Source organism: Enterococcus sp. DIV1758 (genome assembly GCF_051711985.1).
In the GTDB taxonomy this organism is placed as follows: domain Bacteria; phylum Bacillota; class Bacilli; order Lactobacillales; family Enterococcaceae; genus Enterococcus; species Enterococcus faecalis.
The window spans coordinates 2,670,845-2,697,456 of sequence record NZ_JBIOOA010000001.1 but is presented as its reverse complement, the minus strand read 5'-3'; the positions used below and the strand labels follow the sequence as shown (position 1 = coordinate 2,697,456).

Annotated in this window: 21 protein-coding genes and 1 riboswitch; of the genes, 17 read left to right on the top strand and 4 right to left on the bottom strand. The window is 39.0% G+C overall.

Features of this window, described 5'->3' with window-relative positions:
* Positions 1–102: 102 nt before the first annotated feature.
* On the top strand, positions 103–465 hold the full coding sequence (locus tag IGJ52_RS13075; RefSeq protein ID WP_002383160.1) for an LPXTG cell wall anchor domain-containing protein: 363 nt from the start codon (positions 103–105) through the stop codon (positions 463–465).
* Positions 452–3,499 (top strand): WxL domain-containing protein, encoded by a 3,048-nt coding sequence (locus IGJ52_RS13070; protein ID WP_279260904.1) that lies wholly within the window; start codon positions 452–454, stop codon positions 3,497–3,499. Before IGJ52_RS13075 ends, IGJ52_RS13070 begins: the two co-directional genes overlap by 14 nt.
* Before the next feature lie 249 nt (positions 3,500–3,748).
* Here IGJ52_RS13070 and IGJ52_RS13065 read toward each other — a convergent pair whose 3' ends face one another.
* Positions 3,749–5,365, bottom strand: a complete 1,617-nt coding sequence (locus IGJ52_RS13065; RefSeq protein ID WP_438792166.1) for a phosphatase PAP2/LCP family protein — start codon at positions 5,363–5,365, stop codon at positions 3,749–3,751.
* A gap of 91 nt (positions 5,366–5,456) precedes the next feature.
* A riboswitch (M-box (ykoK) riboswitch) is annotated at positions 5,457–5,623 on the bottom strand.
* Positions 5,624–5,826: 203 nt separating this feature from the next.
* Between IGJ52_RS13065 and IGJ52_RS13060 the strand changes: the two genes are divergently transcribed.
* Together IGJ52_RS13060 and IGJ52_RS13055 are read left to right on the top strand one after the other, a co-directional pair.
* Positions 5,827–7,122, top strand: coding sequence for an AAA family ATPase (locus IGJ52_RS13060; protein WP_279259363.1), 1,296 nt, complete (start codon positions 5,827–5,829; stop codon positions 7,120–7,122).
* An 8-nt stretch (positions 7,123–7,130) separates the two neighbouring features.
* Entirely contained in the window at positions 7,131–7,625 is a 495-nt protein-coding gene (locus IGJ52_RS13055) for an RloB family protein (RefSeq protein WP_002419656.1), read from the top strand.
* 204 nt (positions 7,626–7,829) lie between these two features.
* Here the strand turns inward: IGJ52_RS13055 and IGJ52_RS13050 are convergent, their stop codons facing one another.
* Positions 7,830–8,822 carry a biotin--[acetyl-CoA-carboxylase] ligase gene (locus IGJ52_RS13050; RefSeq protein ID WP_010816863.1) on the bottom strand — a complete coding sequence of 331 codons (993 nt, stop codon included), beginning with the start codon at positions 8,820–8,822 and terminating at the stop codon, positions 7,830–7,832.
* 138 nt (positions 8,823–8,960) lie between these two features.
* On the opposite strand from IGJ52_RS13050, the gene IGJ52_RS13045 reads away from it, so the two are divergent.
* The 3 genes from IGJ52_RS13045 to rpoC all read left to right on the top strand — a co-directional run bounded on the left by IGJ52_RS13045 (position 8,961) and on the right by rpoC (position 17,030).
* Positions 8,961–9,176, top strand: coding sequence for a zinc ribbon domain-containing protein (locus IGJ52_RS13045; protein WP_002354768.1), 216 nt, complete (start codon positions 8,961–8,963; stop codon positions 9,174–9,176).
* 419 nt (positions 9,177–9,595) lie between these two features.
* A complete protein-coding gene (gene rpoB, locus IGJ52_RS13040; protein WP_010712913.1) occupies positions 9,596–13,210 on the top strand; it encodes a DNA-directed RNA polymerase subunit beta in 3,615 nt (1,204 codons plus the stop codon).
* A 166-nt stretch (positions 13,211–13,376) separates the two neighbouring features.
* Positions 13,377–17,030 (top strand): DNA-directed RNA polymerase subunit beta', encoded by a 3,654-nt coding sequence (gene rpoC / locus IGJ52_RS13035; RefSeq protein WP_002354777.1) that lies wholly within the window; start codon positions 13,377–13,379, stop codon positions 17,028–17,030.
* A 48-nt stretch (positions 17,031–17,078) separates the two neighbouring features.
* Here rpoC and IGJ52_RS13030 read toward each other — a convergent pair whose 3' ends face one another.
* On the bottom strand, positions 17,079–17,771 hold the full coding sequence (locus tag IGJ52_RS13030; RefSeq protein ID WP_438792165.1) for a prepilin peptidase: 693 nt from the start codon (positions 17,769–17,771) through the stop codon (positions 17,079–17,081).
* A 108-nt stretch (positions 17,772–17,879) separates the two neighbouring features.
* Between IGJ52_RS13030 and IGJ52_RS13025 the strand changes: the two genes are divergently transcribed.
* The 7 genes from IGJ52_RS13025 (at position 17,880) to IGJ52_RS12995 (ending at position 22,905) form a co-directional block, all read left to right on the top strand.
* Complete coding sequence (locus IGJ52_RS13025) at positions 17,880–19,400, top strand: gluconokinase (RefSeq protein WP_129194872.1); 1,521 nt, start codon at positions 17,880–17,882, stop codon at positions 19,398–19,400.
* 83 nt (positions 19,401–19,483) lie between these two features.
* Positions 19,484–20,203, top strand: a complete 720-nt coding sequence (locus IGJ52_RS13020; RefSeq protein WP_016622550.1) for a DUF5105 domain-containing protein — start codon at positions 19,484–19,486, stop codon at positions 20,201–20,203.
* Positions 20,204–20,330: 127 nt separating this feature from the next.
* The gene (locus IGJ52_RS13015) at positions 20,331–20,798 is read left to right on the top strand and encodes a Dps family protein (RefSeq protein WP_002354782.1); all 468 of its coding nucleotides are present in this window, start codon (positions 20,331–20,333) and stop codon (positions 20,796–20,798) included.
* 236 nt (positions 20,799–21,034) lie between these two features.
* Entirely contained in the window at positions 21,035–21,463 is a 429-nt protein-coding gene (gene rplM, locus IGJ52_RS13010; RefSeq protein WP_048670019.1) for a 50S ribosomal protein L13, read from the top strand.
* A gap of 13 nt (positions 21,464–21,476) precedes the next feature.
* On the top strand, positions 21,477–21,869 hold the full coding sequence (rpsI, locus tag IGJ52_RS13005) for a 30S ribosomal protein S9 (RefSeq protein ID WP_002354786.1): 393 nt from the start codon (positions 21,477–21,479) through the stop codon (positions 21,867–21,869).
* Positions 21,870–22,047: 178 nt separating this feature from the next.
* A complete protein-coding gene (locus tag IGJ52_RS13000) occupies positions 22,048–22,275 on the top strand; it encodes a helix-turn-helix domain-containing protein (protein WP_129194899.1) in 228 nt (75 codons plus the stop codon).
* 24 nt (positions 22,276–22,299) lie between these two features.
* A complete protein-coding gene (locus IGJ52_RS12995) occupies positions 22,300–22,905 on the top strand; it encodes a hypothetical protein (RefSeq protein WP_202254893.1) in 606 nt (201 codons plus the stop codon).
* Positions 22,906–23,165: 260 nt separating this feature from the next.
* Here the strand turns inward: IGJ52_RS12995 and IGJ52_RS12990 are convergent, their stop codons facing one another.
* Positions 23,166–23,468, bottom strand: coding sequence for a hypothetical protein (locus IGJ52_RS12990; RefSeq protein ID WP_231415569.1), 303 nt, complete (start codon positions 23,466–23,468; stop codon positions 23,166–23,168).
* 109 nt (positions 23,469–23,577) lie between these two features.
* Between IGJ52_RS12990 and IGJ52_RS12985 the strand changes: the two genes are divergently transcribed.
* The 3 genes from IGJ52_RS12985 to IGJ52_RS12975 are packed head-to-tail and all read left to right on the top strand — an operon-like array spanning position 23,578 to position 26,611.
* Positions 23,578–23,808 (top strand): helix-turn-helix domain-containing protein, encoded by a 231-nt coding sequence (locus IGJ52_RS12985; RefSeq protein WP_129194901.1) that lies wholly within the window; start codon positions 23,578–23,580, stop codon positions 23,806–23,808.
* Positions 23,809–23,862: 54 nt separating this feature from the next.
* Positions 23,863–24,645, top strand: a complete 783-nt coding sequence (locus tag IGJ52_RS12980; protein WP_129194902.1) for a hypothetical protein — start codon at positions 23,863–23,865, stop codon at positions 24,643–24,645.
* Complete coding sequence (locus IGJ52_RS12975; protein ID WP_129194903.1) at positions 24,623–26,611, top strand: hypothetical protein; 1,989 nt, start codon at positions 24,623–24,625, stop codon at positions 26,609–26,611. The genes IGJ52_RS12980 and IGJ52_RS12975 overlap by 23 nt, the downstream gene beginning before the upstream one ends.
* Position 26,612: the final 1 nt, after the last annotated feature.

Sequence of the window (26,612 nt, the reverse complement as noted above, 5' to 3'; positions counted from 1 at the left end):
CAAGGGGGGTTCTTTGTTATTATAGAGGTATGAAAAAAGGTTGTTTGAGCATTCGATAAACACAAGTTCAAATCTGTTGTTGATTTAAAAGGAGGTTTTAAAATGAAAAAAAAGCGTTATTTAATGATTGTGTGTCTACTATTTTCCCCTAGTTTTTTTATAAATGTTGAAGCGTCTGATGGTGGTTCTAGTTCGGTGGGGATTGAATTTTACCAAAATCCGACAACACCCGCTCCTAAAGATGCCCCGCCGAAAACAGATGCGCCAGCTACTGATCCCAAGGAACCAGCTGGTCCTCCGCAAGGAGATCAACGAAGTGGTGGTTCGACACAGACCACCACAACTGGCTCAACGCTCCCTCGTACAGGGAGCAAGAGTCAGGCAAATCTTAGCATTCTCGGCTTGGTCTTAATTGGCCTTGTCGGAATGGTACATAGAAAGAGGGGACGACATGAAGCGAAATAAATGGCAACGTCTTGCAGCTATTGGCTTATGTAGTTCTTTGCTAGTGAATGCCTTTTCGGGCGTGACGGCAGTTGCGGAAACCGTGACGATTGAAAGTAGTCCGACCGCTGAAAGTAGCGTCAAGGAAGAAACGCAAGCAAGTAGTGAAACGCAAGAAACAACGACTGAAACAAGTCGAGAAGAAGTAACACAGAAAACAGAGAAACAAGCAGAAGTGGAGGTAGAAAAGAAGGAAGACACGCCAGTGAAAGCGGAGCAAAAAGAAGTGGAAGCTCAGCAGGAGGCGCAACCTACGCCACAACCACCAGTAGAAATACAAAATCGAGCCGTTGGCGTTAAGGCAGGAAATTTGCCCGAGCTTCATCAGCAGTTAGTTGATTTGTTATATGCGAGATATGGAAGTCTAGGGCAATTACTTGGTTATCAAACTGACCCTATTCCCTTTCCTGAAGGCGTAATCGGCTTCAACCTTAAGAATACTGAAAATGTTACCTTGAATATGGCTGATTTTGATTTAACTGCGACAACACGTTTTACAATTAACGAAAACAGTCCTTATAAGCCGATTAGTTCAGTCGTTGGACCTACAACTGTTAATAAATCTGCAACTGGGTTTGACCTTGTTGTCCCAGCGAAAACAATTACAGCAACTTCCAATCTCAATCAATTCTATCATGTAGAAGCTGTGAGTTTACAAGTGCCAGCTTATATCAAACAAGTATCGATTGCAGGGAGTATAGTGAATATAGGTTATGGAACTTTGGAACCACGACTAACAAATGTGGCACTGATAATAGCACCTACTGATTCATCGCATTATGATATCTCAAGTAATTTTGCTTTAGGAAAATACATCTATCAAATTAGAGATACGTCTGGAAAAGCTGAATCGCCCACTAGTTATTATGCTACACATGGAGAGGCTTATGTTCCAGCAAACGATATTGATCTAAATGTTACCTTTCGTAAAGTCACCGAAAACTTCGTTGACGCCACTGGTGCCAAAATCACACCACCAACCGGTTTCACCCAAGGGCAACAAACAAGTATTACGAGCAATGACTTCACGTACACCAGTGCCAAAGCCTTGCCGGATACGTACAAGGCAGGCGGCAAAACTTACAAGTTCAAAGGCTGGTACAAAGGCAAAACCAAACCAGCGACTTTAAAAACGACGAAGACACCTAGTTACGCAGTTACTTACGATGACAATGACGATTTAAATGTGGTCTATGAGGAAATAGAAGCATTTGATTTTCCAGCCATTACCTATCAATTCGGGTTCGTAGATGAATCAGGTAAGCAAGTCGATGCTTCCAAAGTTAGCTTGACCTATGACAATTGGTATGGGGAAGTATTCTCAAATAATGCAGCGGATACAAATATTTCTGCTAACTGGAAAACAGTCAGTCTTGAAAAAGGTCAAGTTGCGCCAACCAAAAACAACTTGAAAGAAATTGTTTATCCTGCACAGTCTCTTGAGATACTGAGTGGGCGAACTTCACAATACAGTGTGGCTAATTTAACATTTGCACTGCCAAAATACTATGAAAAAATGAGCGTTTATAACAAGAACGGTACTTTTGATGCGGCATACTCGTTTCCTAGTGTTCAAAATAATAATTCCACAATTCCAATTGTTGAAGGTTCAGATAAATATGTTTCTAAATGGTTTGAATTAAAGAAAAGTGGGAGTCAATCGTTTGTTTTTAATCAAACAACTCCGGCAGCCCCAACAGATGTTCAAGTACCTGCTTATTTGCGAGAGATTGTCCATAATCCGGCTATTGTAGCAAACAAAGGAACTTATTATACATTAGATAAACCCGTCTACTACTATCTAACCAATCGCAAGGTCACCGAAAACTTCGTTGATACCACGGGCACCAAAATCACAGCGCCAACAGGGTTCACGCAAGGTAACCAGATTCCGATGACTAGCGACACCTTCAAGTATACAGCGGCGAAAGCCTTGCCAGCTAGTTATTCAGCTGGCGGCAAAACCTATACTTTCCAAGGTTGGTACAAAGGTAAAACCAAACCGAATACGTTGACAACCAGCACTACGCCAACATATAACACAACCTTTGATGGCAATGACGATATGACGGCGGTGTATAAAGAGGAAGTGCCAAAAGCGAGTGTTACTTTAACACGCACTACAGCTGAAACAGTAACTAGCGGCGGCAACGTCACATGGCGCGCTACGATTACCAATACAAGCCAAGCCCCGTTAACCACGGCGACCATCAAGAAATCAACGGCTTGGACAACTGGCTTAGCAGCACCAACTGCCATGATCGTGACACCAGTTGGCGGCACGGCGAAAACCGTTCCAGTCACAGCGACTACTTGGACTAATGGCGTTAGCTTAGGGACTGACATCCCAGTAGGGAAATCTGCCACGGTTCAGTTCACTACCAAAGCGACGGGCATAGCGGGGCAAGTCTTGCGTGCAGGGATTACCACCAGTGGGAATTACAGTGGCATTTCTGCTTCAGCAACTGTTCGTGTGAAAGACAATGATCAGGCGATTGTTACACCAACGGCAGAGGGATTCATCAGTGTGCCAACTTTCAATTTTGGTCAGATAGGGATTGCGGGAAACACACAACAGCATGGCCTGAAGAAAACCGCTGATTACTACGGCAACGGCACACGCAATCCCTATCTGCGAATTAAGAAAACCCAACCGAATTGGAGCTTAACGGCGCAACTGTCTCAACCAAAATCAGCTACAGACAGCTTGCCAACAGCGACCCGCCTATTACTAGGTGCAGCTCCTGTTTCAAGTTTCTCCAATTACAATCAACCAACGGAGTTGAAAAACACGATTGGCACCACCAAGGTTATTAACTTAACGGCAAATAACACGGCTACGAACATCGTTGCCAACCAACAATTTACTGGCAGTAATGTCTATCAGCTAGATTTCGTATTTGATAATATCAAACTAGAAGTACCAGCTAGTCAAGGCATGACTGGTCAACAATACCAAGCCGCAGTCACATGGAATTTAGTGACTGGACCGTAAAAATAAAAAATGCTCGAGCTTCAGAAAAATAGGAGGCTCGGGTATTTTTTATTGATGGTCTTTTTAGGGTTGTTGTGCTATAACAGCAATGAAAAGAGAGATATGCGACAACATACCTCTCTGGTGTAGAGCCGTTTAAGACGGTAGCGATTTTTAGTGATTTATAAAAAATAACCGTACTCGCTAAAGCTTCTGCGATAGACAAAGTGAGCAGCGCCCCTTTCATTAAGGGGCGCTGCTTTTTAGTCGTTATTGCGATTGTTCAGTGTCTTTCGTAGAGAGGTTCATTTGTTCTTTGATGGCATTTTCGACACGTTGGCGTTCGCTTTCTTCAACTAGTTGATAAGAAATACCTTCAATTCCTGTCACGCCATCGCCAGTATAATCGTAGCCTTTCAATTGATCGGTTTCGATTGTTTTTAGTGCGGGGGTGTATTTTTTTAGCATTGCCATCATTTGGCCAAAGGACAAGTCGGTTTCACCATGTTCGCCGATTACGTCCAGAATTTCTTGATATTTTAGCAAGCTGTTAAAAGAAAGTAACTTGTTGGTTAATTCGATTAAAACTTCTCGCTGGCGGCGTTGACGACCATAGTCGCCTTCGGGGTCTTCGTAACGCATGCGCGCGTATTGTAAAGCTTCCCAGCCACCTAAATGTTGTTTGCCTTTCGGATAATGAATCCCTTCAGCGTCAAAAGCAAAGGCATTGTCGACAGTGACGCCGCCCACCGCATCGCCAAGGTCCTTCATAGCATCCATATCAATTGAAAAGTAATGATTGATTGGGATGTGCAAGACATTTTCAACTGTTTTGATTTGCATATCGGCACCACCGAAAACGTGGGCCGCATTGATTTTATTGTATTCGCCATTGGTGCCAGCCATTTCCACATAGTAGTCACGCGGGATGCTGGTGATGGTAGTTTTTTGTAATTGATTATTCACTGTAACCACCATTAAGGCATTGGAGCGGTAATCGGTTTTGCGTTTTGAGTCATTCGCAATCCCCATAATTAAGAAACTAACCGGTTCACCTTTGGCTAAATCGGGACTCTTCGTGGAAGATTTTCTTGGTTTATACATGGTATTCGCTGTTTTTTGCAAATTGCGATACATGCTGACCCCGTAAGCGGAAACAGAAAGTGTGCCTAAAAATAAAAGGGTTAAACTAAAGACCACGAATAAACTTTTTCTTTTACGAGAATGGCGGCGCCGGCGTTGTGTCGGTACTTCTGCTTCCTCTGGTTCAGGTGCTGGCAAATAACGTTGAACAATTTGAAATGAAAAGTTGACCCAGCTATAACTTAGGAGCATCCCAGCGATGACATCACTAGGATAATGAACGCGTAAGATTAAACGACCTAACACAATCAAAACTAAATAAGTAAGTAAGAAAATTTTGATGCCTTTGGTTTTTTCGACATGAAGATAGGCCAAAATGATCAAAATCGTACAGACCAGCGCCATTGCTAATAATGAATGTCCGCTGGGAAAGCTAGCAGAGCTTCGATCAGCTAAAGCACCTAGGTTTGGTCGAGCCCGACCCACCACATGTTTAAAAACGCTCCCTAAAAAGCCGACAGCTAATAGGTTACTGACAGCCCAAAAGGCTAGAATTTTTTCTTTTTTGCGTAAAAGGTAAACCATCAATAATAAGAAGAATAGCAGCATTGGTCCAATCGTGGCAGTTTTTGCTAACAGATTGACCGCTGTTAAAAGTGGGGCATTTAATTGCCATTTGATGTGATAAATAGCTTCGTCCATTTGTTGAAACCAATTTGGACTAGCCGCCACTAACAAAGTGAGGAAAGTAAAACCAAGCGTTGTTAGGGCATAAAGTGGAAATTTTTTATTCGATGTTTGCATGAGAATCCCTTTCTTTTTCCCTTGAAAGAGTAGACTAAGCCAGCATCGATCGTAAATAAGCGCTTGCGACTAAACAGGACACAGCAAGCCAATCGGTTCTCATCGTCTGAGCTTTAGCACTATCCAACGTAAAGATTTCTCTTAGCTATTTTTAGAAGAGCCTTAATTCGACCATTCCTGTTTTACACATTGGTGTCTTTCGACATTTCTGCGCAATAGCCTATGTTTGGATAGGAGCCTCACCTAACAAGGTTATTTTATCTAACGCTAGAAGTATAGAATTTATGCAGCGGTTCTCACAATGAAGTTTAAGAAAATTTATTGTTTTTTAAATAAATTTAAAGGTGTGGGAGAAAAGCGTTATTTTGGGAAATCGATTTTAAAAACGGAAAAACGTTTTACAGCATCTGCTTTTAACGATATAATAAAAGAATAGATGAAAAAACGAGGAGGTGAACAGTATGCTAGTTAATTTTACAGTCAAAAATCTTCTATCTTTTAAAGAGGAACAAACACTTTCCCTACAAACAGGCGCGTATTTACGAAAGTATGTCAATAATCGTTTCGAAGTGAAGCCTAAAAATTACCCAGAAAAACTAAGGTTACTGAAGAGTGCCATTGTTTTTGGGGGAAATGGTTCAGGAAAATCAAATTTAGTGAGTGGGTTAAATGCGTTAAAAACTTTGGTTTTAAGAGAACAAGCTTCGATTAATGATGCTTTATTATATGAACCTTTTGCGTTAGACCCTCTCACTAAACAAAGTCCATCTGTTATGACCATTGAATTTATTAATGACAGTGTCTTGTATCGCTATTCGTTAGCTAACACAGCGCGCGAAGTAGTTAAGGAATCTTTAGAAATTTATGACAAAACGCAGGATGATTTTGTTTATTATTTTAAAAGAGACGGTGCGGAATCTTCCGTTTTTCCAGAAAAATATCAAGAATACCAAACACAAATTAAGTCTAATTCGTTAGTTATCCATACGTTGGAATCAAAAAATGATCAGCACGCTACGAATGTCGTTCGTTGGTTTGCCAATCAGTTAGTTATTTTTGATGGATCTTTACGGAATATTGAACGGTTGAACAATGAAAAAGACAAAGAGAAAGTCTTGAACTTTTTGAAACTTGCGGATATGAACATGGTTGACCTAGTTCCTGTGAAAGACAAAGAGGAAGATTACTCGAAACAAGAAAAATTAGCCGCTGTTTTAGAACGAATTATCCAAGAAAAAGACCCGACCATTGAAATTGGTCGAGTCAAGAAAAGTCTGTATTCGTTGTACTCTGTTTATAACCAATATGATGAAATGAATCAAGTGGTCGGACAAGAACGTATTCATTATGATTTGGAATCTTCTGGGACGAAAAAATTAATTGGCTTAGCACTAAATATTTTATTTAATCCAGAAGAAAAAGTTTTTGTTTTTGATGAATTTGATGATGCGTTTCATCAAGAGTTGTCAGGAACATTGTTAGAAGCGTTCAATGCCATGGAGACGAATACACAATTTATCTTGACCTCCCATGAACTTCATTTGATGGATAATCAATTGAGAAAGGATCAAATTTACTTCGCAGATAAGAATTATCGTGGTGCCAGCGAATTATACGCTTTGTATGACTTTGAAGCAGACCCAAAAAAAGGTCGCGGAGATATCACATATTATCGCCGTTATTTAAATGGTCTGTTTGGTGGTGTTCCTCATATTGATCGAAGTGAAATCGTTCAGGCAGTGAAGGTAAAGGAGTAGAAGTTGGTATGCCAAAAATAAAAAGGGTAAAAAAAGGAAAGAAATTAAAACCAAATGTCATGATTTTTTGCGAAGGAGAAACAGAAGAAGCTTACCTTAGATTGATTAAACGAAAATATTCTGCAGTCAATATTAAAAGTAAACTCAAAGTAAAAACATGTAGACGTCAAGGAGAGGCGTTGGTCGAATACGCCGTTTCCTGTATTCGGAGTATGGGAAAAGCGGAGCGAGACAATTATGATTTGTTTTATGTTATGTATGACAAGGACGAACAAACCACAGAATCGATTGAAAACGCGGTAAGATGTGGACAACGACATCGTCCTGAAATCAAGACAATTTTTTCAAATGAATGCTTTGAACTCTGGTTATTACTTCACTTTGAGGAAGTCAATCGATACATGACTAGAGAAAATTTATATGGGAGATTAGAGAAAGTTCTGCATTTAAAAGACAGTTATCGAAATTTTAAAGGCGCAGAAGTATGTAAGTATCTTGAATAAAAAGTAGCTATTGCTTTTCAGAATACGAATAAAAACTGGTTTTCTCCTTTAGAAGAAATGAAAATCAATGAAAATCCCTATACGAATTTCCCCAAAGAATTGTGCGAAATGTTAGCACAAAAAGAAGTTGATTTTTAAAGAGCAAGAAAGCATCTGTTTAAATTTAGACAGGTGCTTTCTTGCTCTTTTTCTAAATTTCCCCACTTATCCTCGACGCCATTCACCAATCTGGTCCAAACTAATTTCCCCAGAAGACAACGTTTTGGACGTACCATCAGGCAACTGGACAATCAATTCCCCGTTTCCATTAATGGTTGTCGCAACGCCGCGGAAGTCTTGCCCGTTTTGGGTAAAAGCGACGTCTTTGCCAATCACAAAGGAGCGTTGTCGGTATTCTTCTAAAAAGTCTTTCGTTGAACGTTCGTCTAAAATTTGATAAAAATGATTCCAAATGTTGGCGACTAGTTCATTTCGCGACGCCGTCGGTTCACCATCTGGGAAAAGGGAAGTCACTTTCTGCCGAATGTCCTCAGGAAATTCGGTTTCTGTAATTGAAAAATTAATCCCCATGCCGATGATAACATTGGAAATTTGCCCTGTTTCCACATTGCTCATGGCTTCCGACAAAATCCCGCAAACTTTTTTGCCGTTTAAATAAAGGTCGTTGACCCATTTAATTTCTGTTTGAACGCCTGCCAGAGTATCCATTGCTCGAGCGACCGCTACGGCCATAATCACAGTATATTGGGCGATTTCTTCAAAATTTTGGTTCGGTTGAAGCACCATGCTCATGTAAATCCCTTTACCTGGCGTAGCGAAAAACGGCCGGCCGAACCTGCCCCGCGGCATTTCTTGCATGTCAGCAACAATCAATGTATTGTCTGGCGTCTGGTCTAAAATCGCCCGCTTAGCATCGGTCATGGTAGATTCAGATGTTTCTAGGACGGTAATTGTTAAAGGCGGTGTTTGTGGCCATAATGCCAACTGAATGCCTTCTGCAGAAAGGACATCTGATTTTTCAAGGCGATACCCCTTGTTTTGCACGCTAGTAATTTGATAGCCATCTTTTTTCAATTCATTAATCGCTTTCCAAATAGCTGTGCGAGATAAGGATAGACGTTGTGCCATCTCTTCGCCCGAAAGGAATGCGGGCGTTTGTTTCATCAATAAAGTTAGGACTTGGCTTTTTGTCGACATATTTTTTCCTCCGATTCGTTATGCTTATTGTAGCGGAAAGGAAAAGGCTTGGTCAACTAGTGAAAAAATCCATCTTAGGATGGAGGAAAATGAAGCAGGCGTTTGCTATACTTGTTTTATTGAGAAGGAGTGAGGGGAATGGAAAAGCAACAATATGTTTGTGAGAAATGTGGCAACATGCACTATGTGTCGGACCAATTTCAAGCAACAGGTGGGAACTTTGCGAAAATTTTTGATGTTCAAAATAAAAAATTTATTACAATTAGCTGTACCCAATGCGGCTACACCGAACTTTACCGCAGCCAAACAAGCGGCGGCATGAATGTCCTAGACTTTTTATTAGGTGGCGGTTAGTCAAAAACGAATGCATCTTTGCATTCGTTTTTTTGTGTGCGAATAGGAAGATAGGGGAAAATGCGTAATTATTTATTACGCCTTTTTTCATTTAAACCCTTTACAAAAAAACTCCTTTTTATGAAAAAGAAAACCTTAAAGAAACCCTTGACTTTTCTAGACAAAGGTAGTAGAATCTATAGAGCAAAAACTATCTGAAAGTGACGAAGCAGGAGCGAAATATTGTCCGTTCCGGTTTTTTATAGGAAAACAAAAGTAGAAACGCCAGAAAATTTTTCGGAAGCATGTTCTATTTTTGGTTTTTTTTTGCTTAAAAACTGCAAAAAATGCTTTTTGTTACATATATTTAATATATGTAACGTAAATGTAATTTTTCGGATCGGTGTTTTGATAGACTTATAACTAGAGGGGTGAAGAGCTTGGCTGGACACGTAGTAAAATACGGAAAGCATCGCGAACGTAGAAGTTTCGCACGTATCAGTGAAGTATTGGAATTACCAAATTTAATTGAAATCCAAACAGACTCTTATCAATGGTTTTTAGATGAGGGACTTCGTGAAATGTTTGAAGACATTTTACCAATTGATGATTTCCAAGGAAACTTATCCTTAGAATTTGTTGACTATGAATTAAAAGAACCAAAGTACACAGTAGAAGAAGCCCGCGCACATGATGCCAACTATTCTGCGCCATTACATGTAACATTACGTTTAACCAACCGTGAAACAGGTGAAATTAAATCCCAAGAAGTCTTCTTCGGCGATTTCCCATTAATGACAGAAATGGGTACCTTCATCATCAACGGGGCAGAACGTGTTATCGTTTCCCAATTAGTTCGTTCTCCAGGTGTTTATTTCCATGGAAAAGTGGACAAAAACGGCAAAGAAGGTTTTGGCTCAACAGTCATTCCTAACCGTGGTGCATGGTTAGAAATGGAAACAGATGCGAAAGACATTTCTTATGTTCGGATTGACCGCACACGTAAAATTCCTTTAACTGTGTTAGTTCGTGCTTTAGGTTTCGGTTCAGATGATACCATCTTCGAAATTTTCGGCGACAGCGAAAGCTTACGCAACACAATTGAAAAAGATTTACACAAAAATGCAAGTGATTCTCGTACAGAAGAAGGCTTGAAAGACATTTATGAACGTCTTCGCCCGGGCGAACCAAAAACAGCAGATAGCTCACGTAGCTTGTTAACTGCACGTTTCTTTGATCCAAAACGTTATGATTTGGCAAACGTTGGTCGCTACAAAGTTAACAAAAAATTAGACTTAAAAACACGTCTATTAAACTTAACCTTAGCTGAAACGCTAGTTGATCCAGAAACTGGTGAAATCATTGTCGAAAAAGGCACGGTTTTAACACACCAAATCATGGAAACATTAGGCGAATACATTGACAACGGCTTAAACAGTGTAACTTACTATCCAAGTGAAGATGCGGTAGTAACTGAACCAATGACGATTCAAGTGATTCAAGTTCTTTCACCAAAAGATCCTGAACGTATCGTAAATGTGATTGGTAACGGCTATCCAGACGACAGCGTCAAAACAGTTCGTCCAGCAGATATCGTTGCTTCAATGAGCTACTTCTTCAACTTAATGGAAGATATCGGCAATGTCGATGACATCGACCACTTAGGTAATCGTCGTATCCGTTCAGTAGGCGAATTATTACAAAACCAATTCCGTATTGGTTTAGCCCGTATGGAACGTGTGGTTCGTGAAAGAATGTCTATTCAAGACACAGAAACATTGACACCACAACAATTAATTAACATCCGTCCAGTGGTAGCAAGTATCAAAGAATTCTTTGGTTCTTCACAGTTATCACAGTTCATGGACCAAACAAACCCATTAGGTGAGTTAACCCATAAACGTCGTCTATCAGCCTTAGGGCCTGGTGGTTTGACTCGTGACCGTGCCGGTTATGAAGTTCGTGACGTTCACTACTCTCACTATGGTCGTATGTGTCCAATTGAAACGCCTGAGGGACCGAATATCGGGTTGATCAATAGTTTATCTAGTTACGCAAAAGTGAATAAATTTGGTTTCATCGAAACGCCTTATCGCCGTGTTGATCGTGCGACAGGCCGTGTTACTGATCAAGTAGATTACTTAACCGCAGACATCGAAGACCATTATATCGTAGCGCAAGCGAACTCAGTTTTAAATGAAGATGGCACATTTGCCAATGATGTTGTTATGGCGCGTCTACAAAGTGAAAACTTAGAAGTTGCCGTAGACAAAGTTGACTACATGGACGTTTCACCAAAACAAGTAGTCGCAGTCGCAACAGCATGTATTCCTTTCTTAGAAAACGATGACTCCAACCGTGCCTTGATGGGTGCCAACATGCAGCGTCAAGCGGTGCCGTTAATTCAACCACGCTCTCCGTGGGTAGGTACAGGTATGGAATATAAATCAGCCCATGACTCAGGTGCTGCTTTACTATGTAAACATGACGGTGTCGTAGAATTCGTCGATGCAAAAGAAATTCGCGTTCGTCGCGACAATGGCGCATTAGACAAATATATGGTTACTAAATTCCGTCGTTCTAACTCAGGAACAAGCTACAACCAACGCCCAATTGTTCACTTAGGTGAAAAAGTTGAAAAAGGCGATACTTTAGCGGATGGACCTTCTATGGAAGAAGGCGAAATGGCTTTAGGGCAAAACGTCTTAGTTGCCTTCATGACATGGGAAGGTTACAACTACGAGGATGCCATTATCATGAGCCGTCGTTTAGTTAAAGACGATGTCTACACTTCTGTGCATATTGAAGAATATGAATCAGAAGCACGTGATACAAAATTAGGACCTGAAGAAATTACCCGTGAAATTCCAAACGTTGGGGAAGACGCGTTGAAAGACTTAGACGAAATGGGGATTATCCGCATTGGTGCTGAAGTTCAAGATGGCGACTTACTAGTTGGGAAAGTCACACCTAAAGGGGTTACAGAATTATCTGCAGAAGAACGTTTATTACACGCAATCTTCGGGGAAAAAGCCCGCGAAGTTCGTGATACGTCTCTCCGTGTACCTCACGGTGGCGGCGGTATCGTTCATGATGTGAAAATCTTTACTCGTGAAGCTGGCGATGAATTATCACCAGGTGTCAACATGTTAGTTCGTGTCTATATCGTTCAAAAACGTAAAATTCACGAAGGAGACAAAATGGCGGGACGTCACGGAAATAAAGGGGTTGTTTCCCGTATTATGCCGGAAGAAGATATGCCATTCTTACCTGACGGAACACCTGTTGATATCATGTTGAACCCATTAGGGGTACCTTCTCGTATGAATATCGGACAAGTACTTGAATTACACTTAGGTATGGCTGCTCGCCAATTAGGTATTCACGTCGCAACACCTGTTTTCGATGGGGCAACCGATGAAGACGTTTGGGAAACTGTTCGTGAAGCTGGTATGGCTAGCGATGCTAAAACAGTTCTTTACGATGGACGTACAGGTGAACCATTTGATAACCGTATTTCCGTTGGTGTCATGTATATGATTAAATTAGCCCACATGGTTGATGACAAATTGCATGCTCGTTCAATCGGACCTTACTCTCTTGTTACGCAACAACCGTTGGGTGGTAAAGCTCAATTCGGTGGACAACGTTTCGGGGAAATGGAAGTTTGGGCACTGGAAGCTTACGGTGCTGCTTACACATTACAAGAAATCTTAACTTACAAATCTGATGACGTTGTCGGACGTGTGAAAACATACGAAGCCATCGTTAAAGGTGAACCAATTCCAAAACCAGGTGTGCCTGAATCATTCCGAGTATTAGTGAAAGAATTACAATCACTTGGTTTAGACATGCGTGTCTTGGACATTGAGGAAGCTGAGATTGAGTTACGCGATATGGACGATGACGATGATGATTTAATCACCGTTGACGCACTAACCAAATTTGCGGAACAACAATCAGCGAAACAGCTGGAAAAAGAAGCAGAATCAGTCGTGAAAGAAGAAGCACAAGACGTTGTTCAAGAAATTGAAACAGCCGAAGACAGAGACTAATTTGTCGCTACCACTCTGATGAGTTGATTCAACTGCGACTTTGTTGCAACTGCGCAAGCCATTACTTGTTCCAAGTGTCGTCAGACCTTCTTTCAAGTGATGCTTGCCATTTGCTAACAAGTTGCTGACTCAGCTTCTCTAAATAAGGAAATGGAGGGAATTCCTTTTGATCGATGTAAATAAATTCGAAAGTATGCAAATAGGGCTTGCTTCACCAGAAAAGATCAGAAGTTGGTCTTATGGGGAAGTTAAAAAACCCGAAACAATTAACTACCGTACATTAAAACCCGAACGTGAAGGGTTATTCTGTGAACGCATTTTTGGTCCAACCAAAGACTGGGAATGTGCTTGTGGTAAATATAAACGTATCCGTTATAAAGGTATTGTCTGTGACCGTTGTGGCGTTGAAGTCACTCGTTCAAAAGTACGTCGTGAACGTATGGGACATATTGAATTAGCCGCACCAGTTTCACATATCTGGTACTTTAAAGGAATTCCATCTCGGATGGGTCTTGTTTTAGACATGAGCCCTCGTGCATTGGAAGAAGTCATTTATTTTGCTTCATACGTTGTCATCGAACCAGGTGACACAACATTAGAGAAAAAACAATTGTTAACGGAACGTGAATATCGTGAAAAACGTGAACAATATGGCCAAGCCTTCAAAGCTGCTATGGGTGCCGAAGCCGTGAAACAATTATTAGATAACGTCGATTTAGATGGCGAAGTTGCGCAATTAAAAGAAGAATTGAAAACAGCTTCTGGTCAAAAACGGACACGTGCCATCCGTCGTTTAGACATCTTAGAAGCCTTCCGTGCCTCTGGTAACCAACCAAGCTGGATGGTAATGGATGTTATCCCAGTTATTCCACCAGATTTACGTCCGATGGTTCAATTGGAAGGTGGTCGTTTTGCAACAAGTGACTTAAACGACTTATACCGCCGTGTTATCAACCGTAACAACCGTCTAAAACGTTTATTAGACTTAAATGCGCCAAGCATCATTGTTCAAAACGAAAAACGGATGTTACAAGAAGCGGTGGATGCTTTAATCGATAATGGTCGTCGTGGCCGTCCAGTTACTGGACCAGGTAACCGTCCATTGAAATCTCTTTCTCACATGTTGAAAGGGAAACAAGGTCGTTTCCGTCAAAACTTACTAGGTAAACGTGTTGACTATTCTGGTCGTTCCGTAATCGTCGTTGGTCCGTTCTTAAAAATGTACCAATGTGGTTTACCAAAAGAAATGGCGATTGAATTATTCAAACCATTTGTAATGCGTGAATTAGTACAACGTGAAATTGCGACAAACATTAAAAATGCGAAACGTAAAATCGAACGTGGCGAAGATGAAGTTTGGGATATCTTAGAAGAAGTTATCCAAGAACACCCAGTTTTACTTAACCGGGCACCTACGTTGCATAGATTAGGGATCCAAGCTTTCGAACCTGTTCTTGTTGAAGGTCGTGCGATTCGTCTTCACCCATTAGTTTGTGAAGCCTACAATGCCGATTTCGATGGAGACCAAATGGCGGTTCACGTGCCTCTAAATGAAGAAGCACAAGCAGAAGCTCGTATGTTAATGCTTGCTGCCCAAAATATCTTGAACCCGAAAGATGGTAAACCAGTTGTTACACCATCTCAAGATATGGTCTTAGGTAACTACTACCTAACAATGGAAGAAGAAGGCCGTGAAGGGGAAGGCATGATCTTCCGCGACATGAACGAAGCTGTTTTAGCATGGCAAAATGGCTACGTGCATTTACACTCACGGATTGGGGTTCAAACAACACTTTTAGGTGACAAACCATTTACTGATTGGCAAAAAGAACGAATCTTAATCACCACAGTTGGTAAGATCATCTTTAACGAAATTATGCCTGTTGAGTTCCCTTACTTGAACGAACCAACAGACTATAACTTAACTGTTCAAACACCAGATAAATACTTCGTAGAAGCTGGTACAGACATTCCTGCACACATTAAAGAGCAAGAATTAGTTTTACCATTCAAGAAGAAAAATCTTGGAAATATCATTGCTGAAGTCTTCAAGAGATTCCACATTACGGAAACCTCTAAAATGCTTGACCGCATGAAAGACTTAGGTTACAAACACTCAACTTATGCTGGGATGACGGTAGGGATTGCCGATATCATGGTTCTTCATGAAAAACAAGCAATCATTGATGCTGCCCACAAACAAGTTGAAACAATTACTAAACAATTCCGTCGTGGTTTAATTACTGATGACGAACGTTATGAACGTGTAATCGGCGTTTGGAACGGTGCCAAAGACGAAATCCAACAAAAACTGATCGAAAGTATGGAAGCTCGTAACCCAATCTTCATGATGTCTGACTCTGGAGCCCGTGGTAACATCTCCAACTTTACACAGTTAGCTGGTATGCGTGGTTTGATGGCCGCTCCGAATGGACGAATCATGGAATTACCAATCATCTCAAACTTCCGTGAAGGACTTTCTGTCTTAGAAATGTTTATCTCAACTCACGGGGCTCGTAAAGGGATGACCGATACGGCCTTGAAGACAGCCGATTCAGGTTACTTAACACGTCGTTTAGTTGACGTTGCCCAAGACGTAATCATTCGTGAAGACGACTGTGGCACTGACCGTGGTCTTGAAATCGAAGCAATTCGTGAAGGTAATGAAATTATCGAACCATTAGACGAACGTCTATTAGGTCGTTATACACGTAAATCAGTTGTTCATCCAGAAACTGGTGCAATCATCATTGGTGCGGATCAACTAATCACTGAAGATCTTGCAAGAGAAATCGTGGATGCTGGTATTGAAAAAGTAACTATCCGTTCTGTCTTTACATGTAACACAAAACATGGTGTATGTAAGCACTGTTACGGACGTAACTTGGCAACTGGTTCTGACGTTGAAGTCGGAGAAGCAGTTGGTACAATCGCCGCTCAATCAATCGGGGAACCTGGTACACAGTTAACCATGCGTACGTTCCATACCGGTGGGGTTGCCGGTGACGATATCACTCAAGGTTTACCTCGTATCCAAGAAATCTTTGAAGCACGTAATCCGAAAGGGCAAGCAGTGATTACAGAAGTAACCGGTGAAGTTATCGATATTTCTGAAGATCCTGCCACACGTCAAAAAGAAGTAACCATCAAAGGAAAAACAGATACACGTACCTATACTGTCCCTTACACTGCACGTATGAAAGTTGCTGAAGGCGACATCATCCACCGTGGTGCACCGTTGACAGAAGGTTCAATTGATCCAAAACAATTATTACAAGTTCGTGATGTTTTATCTGTTGAAAACTACCTATTACGTGAAGTACAACGTGTTTACCGTATGCAAGGGGTAGAAATCGGCGACAAACATATCGAAGTAATGGTTCGTCAAATGTTACGTAAAATCCGCGTAATGGATCCGGGTGACACTGAAATCCTTCCAGGAACATTAATGGACATCGCAGAATTTAAAGACCGTAACTACGACACATTAGTTGCTGGTGGCGTCCCTGCTACTAGTCGTCCAGTTTTACTTGGTATTACCAAAGCGTCATTGGAAACAAACAGCTTCTTATCTGCTGCATCCTTCCAAGAAACAACACGCGTGTTAACAGATGCTGCTATCCGTGGCAAAAAAGATCCATTACTTGGATTGAAAGAAAATGTTATCATTGGTAAAATCATCCCAGCTGGTACTGGTATGGCTCGTTACCGTAACATGGAACCAAAAGAAGTTGGCGTAGCTAGCGAAAACGTTTATAGTATTTCAGACATCGAAGCACAAATGGCTGCTGAAGATGCGATGAAAAACATCAATAAATAAACCCTAAAAAGCCGTAAGGAGCATGCTCCTTGCGGCTTTTTTTATTTGCTATAACCAACTGATTGTGAGTAAACCCAAACTTAAAAAGGGGACAAAAGGAAGTTTCTGTTCAACTGGATACCCCAAAAATTTACAACTGTAGCCACAGATTAGACCATAACTACTGGCAAAAAATAGTAGCATCAGCAACTGAGGTACCTGTAAAAAACAGCCCCACAAACCCAGTAACAAAAGATCCCCTCGCCCCATGGCTTCCGGAAAATAATGTAAGACGGCTCGGAAAAAACAAAAACAAAAAAGACCAGTCAGTAAGTAAAACGAATGCTGACCCGCCACTTTCAGCAAGTAAAGCACAAAAAAACTAGGATAAAGAATCTTCGGTTCAACCACTAAATACCAGTAATCAATCAAGGATAATGTGAAAGCACTCGTCAGCCACCACCAGAGAATCAAAACATCAATCTTCAGGCCAGCTGAAAAACAGCTTGCGGTTAACCCGCCCATGACAAGTTCTGCTAAAAGATAACTCTTAGCTACTGGCTGTTGACACTTTCGACAACGAAAGCGCTGCAGCAAAATCGAAACAACTGGAATTAATTCATAGAGTTGTAGAGGCTGGTGGCAACCTTGACAGTGGGAAGGGGGCCACCACAGAGAACGCCCTACTGGTAAGCGCTCCGCCACTAAGCATAAAAAAGAACCGAAACAGGCACCAATCAAAAAGAGACTCAAGAAAAACATAGGTTACCTCCTTAAAAATAAACTACGCTTTTTTTAAACTTTTTCATTTGACTAGACAAATCTTTTTTTGTTAGGAATAATAAAAGAAACAAGAAATGAGGGAATCAAATGGAAAAATTAGCGATTGGTGTCGACGTTGGCACCACGCAAGCCAAAGCAGTGGCTTTTCAAGCAAATGGCACAGTCGTAGCTTCTAGCTATGTACGTTATCCATTAATTCAAGAGACTGAAGGAATGGCGGAGCAAGACCCAGAAACGCTGTTCCAAGCTGTGGTGAACTGTATTCGAACCGTCACACAGCAAGTGAAGAATCAACCAATTGGGCTCATTTCTTTTGCTTCAGCGATGCATGGCTTAATTGCCATGGATGCGCAAGGACGCCCATTGACCCAAGTGATTACTTGGGCTGACACACGAGCATCTGATTATGCGGAAGCGTTAAAAGAAACGCCAGCGGCCCAATTGTTTTATCAATTGACAGGCATGCCAATTCATCCAATGGCGCCTTTGTACAAGATTCGCTGGCTGCAGGAAAATCAGCCAGCCGTTGCGCAGAGCGCGGCCAAGTTTATTGGGATTAAGGACTACATTTTTTACCGTTTCTTTGGCGAATACTGGACAGATTATAGTAGTGCTTCGGGGATGGGTTTATTTAATATTCACACACGGCAATGGGAATCGTCGATTTTAGCGTATTTATCTATTGAGGAGGAACAGTTGCCAAAAGTTGCCCCGTCAACGTTCATTTTTCCAGCATTAGCGCCTTCTTGGCAAGAGATGCTTGGTGTTGAAGAAGAAACGGTTTTAGTTCTTGGTGGCGCGGATGGTCCATTGTCTAATTTAGGTTTGGGAGCGCTAGGAATGGGTGTAGCGACTTTGACCGTTGGTACGAGCGGCGCACTTCGGTATATTGTCGAAGAACCTTTTTTGCATCCGCAAGGTGAAACGTTTTGTTTTGCTCTAGATGAACAGCACTGGGTGATTGGTGGTGCAAGTAGTAATGGTGCAGTTGCGTTAGATTGGGCGAGCCAAACGATTTTTGCAGAAGAACATCAGCAAGCTATCCAAAACGGGACCAATCTCTATGACCCAATTATGGCCCAAATTGCAACCGTGCCAGCCGGTGCAAATGGCTTACTGTTTCATCCTTATTTGCTTGGTGAACGAGCACCGCTGTGGAATGCAGAGGCGAGCGCAAGTTTTATTGGCTTGCGCAAAAATCACCATGCCGGACATTTAGCTCGAGCGGTGGTGGAAGGAATCTGTTTCAATTTAAAAACTATTTTAGAGGATTTGAAACAACTCGGTGGACCCGTTCAGGAGATTCGGGCGACAGGCGGCTTTGCTGATTCCCCTGTGTTCCGTCAAATCATGGCTGATGTGCTGGGAGAAACGTTATCGTTCACTGATAGTACCGAAGCTTCGGCATTAGGCGCTGTTTTGCTAGGTTGGCAAGGCTTAGGGCAGTTACCAAATTTACAAGCAGCGGCGCAACAGGTGCTGATTCATGAAACGGTCACGCCACGGGCGGATCAATTGCTAGTTTATCAAGAACTGTATCCTGTTTTTCAAGAAACCCAACAAGTTTTAGCACAAAGTTATCAAAAATTAGCAGAATTCCGCAAATAATTGATAGTAAATAGCTTTGACAAATGACTGAGAAGTTGCTTAACTAGAAGAGAGACAAAGACTTGAGGAAATGAGGATGAGGAATGAAGAAACAGCTACTACCACTATTTCTGTTATTCATTGGGGCGTTAGCAAGCTGCAGTGCACCGTCTCGTTCCGGCGAAAAAGCAGCGCAACAGTTGGTAGATTACTTTATTTATCAAGAAAAGACAGCGACATTCTCTCAAACTTTTCGTGAACCGAAAGTCTTGGCGGAGCATTTGCAGACGAGCCGTCAACAGTTTCAGAAGCAGTTTTTCAATAGCTTAAAAGAAATGAACGCTGAAGTCACCGAGACTGAAGCCCAGAAGCTTAGCACAGAATTACTGGCTCAAGTGAAGAAAAAAGCGTCATATCAACTAGTAGCCACGAAAGAATTGAATGGACAAGCGACAATCACTTTTCAGATTAAGGGCTTAGATTTTGTGACGGCGATTGAAGATACAACCACTGCTCTTCTTCAGCAAACGCAACAGGCGACACAAGCGCTAGACATGCAGCACACGTTAGCCGTTTTAAAAAAAGAAATCCAACAAATCAATGTCAGCCATGAGCCAGTTGAACTGCCATTAACGGTTAAGCAAGTAGAAGGACAATGGTACTTGCCAGCAGCGGAGCAACTGAGACTGAATCAGTTTTTTTTAGCTTTCGTCACAGGAAAAGAAGATACTGACCAGTTGACAGAGGCACTCGACACGATCCTCACTCAAGCGGAACAAAAAGTCGTCACTGCGGATGAAAAAACAGCGATTTCAGGAAATTAATTAGATTCTTAATTGTAATTATTATAATTTGATAATAATTTTAAAAAAGAAAGGTTTTCAGTGTACTTTTTTCACAATTCATATTACACTAAGAGTGTAGAAAAAATATTTAGGAGGATGACAAAGAATGAAATTTGAAAAAACAAAAGAAATTTTGAACCAACTCGTTGCAGATTTAAGCCAATTTTCCGTGGTAATTCATCAAACACATTGGTATATGCGTGGACCTGAATTTTTAACACTTCACCCACAAATGGATGAATACATGGATCAAATCAATGAGCAATTAGATGTTGTTTCAGAACGTTTAATCACATTGGACGGCTCTCCATTCTCAACATTGCGTGAATTCGCAGAAAATACAAAAATTGAAGATGAAATTGGTAACTGGGACCGCACCATTCCAGAACGTATGGAAAAATTAGTAGCAGGCTACCGTTACTTAGCAGACCTTTACGCAAAAGGAATCGAAGTTTCTGGTGAAGAAGGCGACGACTGCACACAAGACATTTTCATCGCAAACAAAACAGACATCGAAAAAAATATTTGGATGTTACAAGCCAAACTTGGCAAAGCGCCTGGTATTGACGCATAATTTAAAACAACTCCCAAAGCCGCTGACGTTGACGTTGGCGGCTTTTTTCTGTTTAAAAGGCACAAAAAAATAAGTGAAAATCTATTTTCTGAAAGCGCAGAAAAACATTGACTTTATCAGTGATTGAAGGTAAAATATTAAATGGTATTGTTTGCCCCACAATGAGCCCCGGAAACTCAAGTGTATGTCAAACATCGAAAACAAAATTGGAGGAAAGAAACGTGCGTACAACATATATGGCCAAAGCTGGCGAAGTAGAACGTAAATGGTACGTAGTAGATGCAACAGATGTTCCTTTAGGACGTCTATCAGCAGTTGTTGCTTCTGTACTACGTGGTAAAAATAAACCAACATTCACACCACATGTGGATACTGGAGATTTCGTAATCGTAATTAACGCTGATAAAGTAAAATTAACAGGTAAAAAAGCTACAGACAAAATTTACTACCGTCACTCAATGTATCCTGGAGGATTAAAATCAGTGACAGCTGGTGAATTACGCGACAAAAACTCTCGCCGTCTTATCGAAACTTCTGTAAAAGGTATGCTACCTAAAAACACTTTAGGACGTAAACAATTTACTAAATTGAACGTATACGGTGGAGCTGAGCATCCACATGCTGCACAACAACCAGAAGTATTAGATATCACGAACTTAATTTAAGGAGGGAAATTCATTGGCACAAGTACAATATAGCGGCACAGGCCGTCGTAAAAATGCAGTTGCCCGCGTACGCTTAGTACCAGGTACTGGTAAAATTACTGTAAACAAAAAAGACGTAGAAGAATATATTCCACATGCTGACTTGCGTGAAGTTATCAACCAACCATTTGGCGTAACTGAAACAAAAGGCGCTTACGATGTAATCGTAAACGTAAACGGTGGTGGCTATGCTGGACAATCAGGAGCTATCCGTCACGGAATCGCTCGTGCATTGTTACAAGTAGATCCTGACTTCCGTTCTGCTTTAAAACGCGCTGGGTTACTTACTCGTGACGCACGTATGGTTGAACGTAAAAAACCAGGTCTTAAAAAAGCTCGTAAAGCTTCACAATTTTCAAAACGTTAATCGTTGTTATACCAACGATTTCAAGACACTTTCCAATTTTTGGAAGGTGTCTTTTTTGGATTTGGTAACGAGTTTGGTGACGACTTTGGTGACGACTTTTTTCGTACCCGTAACCATTTAATCATTCTGGTGGGTATTTCTATACTCTTCTAAACGTTTAAGTGTATCTATTTTAGTCATGTTTGGATTGTTAAAACCTGATAAGAAAGTAGTAGGTGCTCGTCTTAAACTGGTAAAAGATGAATTAAATTTATCATTCACTGAATTTGGTAATCGTTTAGGATTGAAGAAGCCAATAATCAATTCTTATGTACAAGGATATACGTTAGTACCGTTAGAGGTTCTTGAAAAAGTATCTAAGTTCAGTGGTAAACCAGTTGGCTGGTTTTATTTTGGAGAGATTTAGGATTACACTTTAGCTTACCTTTTGTTGGAAGGACACGAAGCACTATTACAAGACCATCCAGAAGTTGTTTTAGAAATTAAAAAAGTATTTTTGACAGATGAATATAAAAATATTGGCTGGGAAAATGAATTTGGTTATCCAGTAGAAGGATTTATAGATGGTTGTTTTGCAGAAATTCACTATAAATTATTGAGAGAACACATTCAAGAGTTAGCGGTGAAATTTTTAAATGAAGAAACTTCTGTAAAAAAAGATAAGATAAAGGATTCAAGTATCTTTCTTAGTTCAGAAGTTATGGGATATTATGAGGCAGTAAGACTTTTTGAGTATGGTGATGCAGAAAAAATTGTTGCTTCTATAAAAGATTGTTATGATGGTGTATTAAAGGACAAAGAGCTTTCTTTTGATAATGGTTTTCTTGTCGGAAAAATGATTAATATACTTGAAGACGATGCGGAAACCATAAAATTTATTTCTAAATTGTCTAAGGAGCTAACAGGGTATCCATTTTCTGTTCGTTTTGGTGGAGGGGACTTAGTTAGAGCCTTTCAAAAATTGCGCCCAGAATTACTGAAAGTATACGCAGAAGCGACATCCGATGATTATTATGATTGGTTTGAAAAAAGATAGAGTTACTAATCGAATAACACTATAAAATAAGTCAACAGCCACTAAGTTCTCCTAACGTCGCTGTTGACTTATTTTATTGGGTATGTGTTTTTATTAGTCCCCGAGGAACTCACAAAATAGCAAATCCATAAGCTGGTTCTCGGGCTATTTTAGCGTAACATACCCACCGCTTGCAGAAGTAAATGAAATAGTCGTTATAAAAAATTACTCTTCCCCTTCAGGATCTAGCAAAATAGCAAATGGAACTACGAGATTTTCTGTTAAGTCCGTAGTTTTTCTTTTTGTCTTAGCTCAATAACTTGTTCTTCCATACTTGTGGATAACTCTTGAAAATCAGAATAAAAAGCTTGGAATATTTTTGAATAGGCATAATATTGTTTAACTAATTTCTGTTTATTTAGTGGTCGCTTACTTTCATTGAAATAGCTTTCTAGTAATTTTAAAGGCGCATTCCAAGAGGTTAATTGTTCAAGTAAATCATATAAAGCATAAATATCTTGATGGCTAATTTTCTTAATTGGTTGTTTGCTTGTAGTCAACTTTTCATTTTTTTCTTCTAACAATTTTTATCACTCCTAATAAAATCCATGTCTATATAAACAACAGCGTGAAGATATTCTACTATACCATGTTTGTATAGACAACATTTTTTTATTAGATAGGGGAATTTAGATGGAAAAAGATAGCTGTAGTGTAAAAGTAGAAATACTAATCAATGAATTATTAGCAGAAAGAAAAATGTCTTTGAGGGAACTTGCTCGCTTATCTGGAATAGAGCCTTCAAATTTGAGTAATCTTGCGAATGGTAAAAGAAAGAGAATTTATTTGGAACATATCGAACGGATAGCAGACGCTTTGGAAATTGATGATATATCGAAGATTATGAGATTGAAGTATAAATGAAAATTTTTATTTTTTTGAGTAATCTGTTTAGATTAAATGAAGGAGGAAAATGTAATGGTCGAATTCATTGAAGACAATATTGTAGCTATTTTTACGGTTTGTATAGCATTTTTTTCTTTTGTTATTGCCACAATATCCCTATTTTTGACTAAGAACAATTCTCGCTTAAATAGTTATAATTTTAAAGGGAATTTTTCTGTATACTTAAAACAGGATTCAAAGTTAAAAAAATTTTTTATTTCACCAAGCTTTGAAGTTAAGATTTATAATTCAATAATGTCAGATACAATTCCTTTTGAATATACACTTCAAATAGTGTCTAAACTAGGAGGGATTTTCCGAACACATTGCTTTGACTGCATGGATGATAGCTCAACTTTTGGGGTTGCTAAATCTTTACCAATCATCAAGCAAAAAGTAAATAAAAATCGATTTTTAAAAAGATACGCACATGATAATCTTATTAGTTTTTCATCGGATCATTTCTATTCTTATTTTGAGGCATTAGGGAAGTATAACAAAGAAAAGAATCTTAGAGAAAATAAATTAAATAGGTATCATAACTATATTGAGATTACAGATTATTGTGGGAATACTGAAATATGGTATTTTTCTTTTTCGTTATATCTTTCTAATTTGGATAAAGATTTAGAATATGGGGTATGGAAAACTTGTTACGATTCATCAGCTCATTTTCAATATTATAGATTTTCTGACTTTACAATAATGTCTCCAAATGATATAGCAATGAATTTAAATAGAGTTCTTAAGTATGAAAAAGATTTGTCAGATATTAGAGGAGGTGGATCCGCTGATGAAACGGGTCAAATTTTATAGTTCATCAGATATGTCTATAGGTTATCATTTTGATAGATTGAAAGAGCTAATTGAATCCTGTGGAAAATTAGAATTAAATAACTTTTTAGATATATTGGAAGCTTACAATGTTTTAAAATTTATAAGTAATAAAATTTATCCAATTGATTTATCAGATAAGCATATTAAAGAGGCTAAAGGTAGACTTAATAGTAAGATTAATCAATTTTTTAAGGGAATATCGAAAGAAGATATTTCAGAAATTTTTAGATACTTCTTTTTTTCTGATGATTCCGAGTTAGATGGAAATATATCAAAAAAGCTAGAGAATGATAGTATTGATGAACATAGTAATACTTTATTCAGGGAAGATTTTTTAGAATGTTTTGAACGGTATAAATTAGATGAAAAAATTAGTGAAGATGCTTTAAGAAAATATATTGAAATATATGAAATTCCTATTTGGTACTTTATGGAAACACAATATTTTATAACTAAGTATCCTGATTTAATGAAAGATATATTTTTAGAAAAAACTAGCAACTTTGAACTGATTCTAGATAATTATACAGATGGTAAAACTAAACGTTTTATACCCACTAATATTACTAAACATGAAATGTACAGATTTTGTGAACAGTATATTGAGTATGAGTTTGCGAATTTAAATTATATTCGCTTGATTAATCAAGGGATTCAAGGGTTTAAAGAACTTACAATTGATGCGAAATTGAAATTAAAATCTAGAAAAAGACGTGAGCAGATAGAGCAAGAAATTTTTAGTGATAAGAATAGAGGAATTGGGCAGAGAATTGCTGTTTATACAGAAAAGGAACATTATGATGTTGCGAAAGACGAATTTAAAAACTTAATTGATGTAGATTATATAAAAAAAGAAGACTCCAAAGAAAATTTATTAGAGTATATGATGTATTTTAATGGTTTTTTTACAGATAATTGGATATTAAATTTGTGTAGTTTCCCTAACTTAGAAAGTTCAACTTTAATGAGAACATTATCTGGGATTCATACCAAAAAAAATTATGAAACAAGCTTCTATTTCAGTAATAAAAATTCATTGATGTTATTGAGTTTTAAAGTATATCAGGATAAATTAGAGGAGCTTTTTGACTTAAGAATAGAAGAATTGATAGTCTATTTTTTTTCAAATTATAGTAAAGAATATTTTTTAATAGAGTGGTTATCTTTAGACTTTGCAAGTAAGTCGGAAAAAATACACATTCAAACAAAAAATTTATTTACACTAGAGGAACAAATAAGAAAGCAATGGAAATTGTATATTGACGAAAATGAAATAGACAAAGAATTATTTGAACTAGAAGCAACTCCACGACTTAATTCATTAAAAAGTTTATTGGATAGGAAATATATATATATAAATAATAAAAATGTAAATATTCAAAGAATTATGTATTTACTGTTTTCAGATCAATCACCTATAACTTATATAAATGAAGAATTGAAAGGAAATGATTTTGTACAACTAATTGTCAACAATAAAATTAAAAAAACTGATTTTCGTAGTTACCAACAATTAAATATTGATTTTTTACTTGATAATAATGTTATTTCAGTAGATAAAGAGGAAAACATATTTACAACTGAAAAACAGTTATTTAGAATCCTAATTATTTCAAGTATCTACAAGTATGGAGTTATTCATTATTATCATTGGAATCAAAAATTGAGTATAAAAAAAGGGTTAGAGTACCAGCAGCAAGAGATAGATGAAATGATTGAAGAGGGACTATTAATTTATGAGAATACCCTGTTTGCTAAACCAGAAGTAGATTATCTAAATTATATTCTTAATAATTCTGAATTTGATAATGCATTAGGTTTAAGAAATAAGTATTCACATGGTTCTATTGTAGAAGAAAATGAAACTGATTATTTCTATACATTAATCATTTTGGTAATCTATGTTATTAAGATAAACGAAGAACTAGTTCTTAATGAGGGATAAG

Excerpts from the sequence above, each read along its gene's own strand:
- IGJ52_RS13075 (WP_002383160.1), top strand. The coding sequence starts at position 103 with ATGAAAAAAAAGCGTTATTTAATGATTGTGTGTCTACTATTTTCCCCT.
- IGJ52_RS13070 (WP_279260904.1), top strand. The coding sequence starts at position 452 with ATGAAGCGAAATAAATGGCAACGTCTTGCAGCTATTGGCTTATGTAGT.
- IGJ52_RS13065 (WP_438792166.1), bottom strand. The coding sequence starts at position 5,365 with ATGCAAACATCGAATAAAAAATTTCCACTTTATGCCCTAACAACGCTT.
- IGJ52_RS13060 (WP_279259363.1), top strand. The coding sequence starts at position 5,827 with ATGCTAGTTAATTTTACAGTCAAAAATCTTCTATCTTTTAAAGAGGAA.
- IGJ52_RS13055 (WP_002419656.1), top strand. The coding sequence starts at position 7,131 with ATGCCAAAAATAAAAAGGGTAAAAAAAGGAAAGAAATTAAAACCAAAT.
- IGJ52_RS13050 (WP_010816863.1), bottom strand. The coding sequence starts at position 8,822 with ATGTCGACAAAAAGCCAAGTCCTAACTTTATTGATGAAACAAACGCCC.
- IGJ52_RS13045 (WP_002354768.1), top strand. The coding sequence starts at position 8,961 with ATGGAAAAGCAACAATATGTTTGTGAGAAATGTGGCAACATGCACTAT.
- IGJ52_RS13030 (WP_438792165.1), bottom strand. The coding sequence starts at position 17,771 with ATGTTTTTCTTGAGTCTCTTTTTGATTGGTGCCTGTTTCGGTTCTTTT.
- IGJ52_RS13025 (WP_129194872.1), top strand. The coding sequence starts at position 17,880 with ATGGAAAAATTAGCGATTGGTGTCGACGTTGGCACCACGCAAGCCAAA.
- IGJ52_RS13020 (WP_016622550.1), top strand. The coding sequence starts at position 19,484 with ATGAAGAAACAGCTACTACCACTATTTCTGTTATTCATTGGGGCGTTA.
- IGJ52_RS13015 (WP_002354782.1), top strand. The coding sequence starts at position 20,331 with ATGAAATTTGAAAAAACAAAAGAAATTTTGAACCAACTCGTTGCAGAT.
- rplM (WP_048670019.1), top strand. The coding sequence starts at position 21,035 with ATGGCCAAAGCTGGCGAAGTAGAACGTAAATGGTACGTAGTAGATGCA.
- IGJ52_RS13000 (WP_129194899.1), top strand. The coding sequence starts at position 22,048 with ATGTTTGGATTGTTAAAACCTGATAAGAAAGTAGTAGGTGCTCGTCTT.
- IGJ52_RS12985 (WP_129194901.1), top strand. The coding sequence starts at position 23,578 with ATGGAAAAAGATAGCTGTAGTGTAAAAGTAGAAATACTAATCAATGAA.
- IGJ52_RS12980 (WP_129194902.1), top strand. The coding sequence starts at position 23,863 with ATGGTCGAATTCATTGAAGACAATATTGTAGCTATTTTTACGGTTTGT.
- IGJ52_RS12975 (WP_129194903.1), top strand. The coding sequence starts at position 24,623 with ATGAAACGGGTCAAATTTTATAGTTCATCAGATATGTCTATAGGTTAT.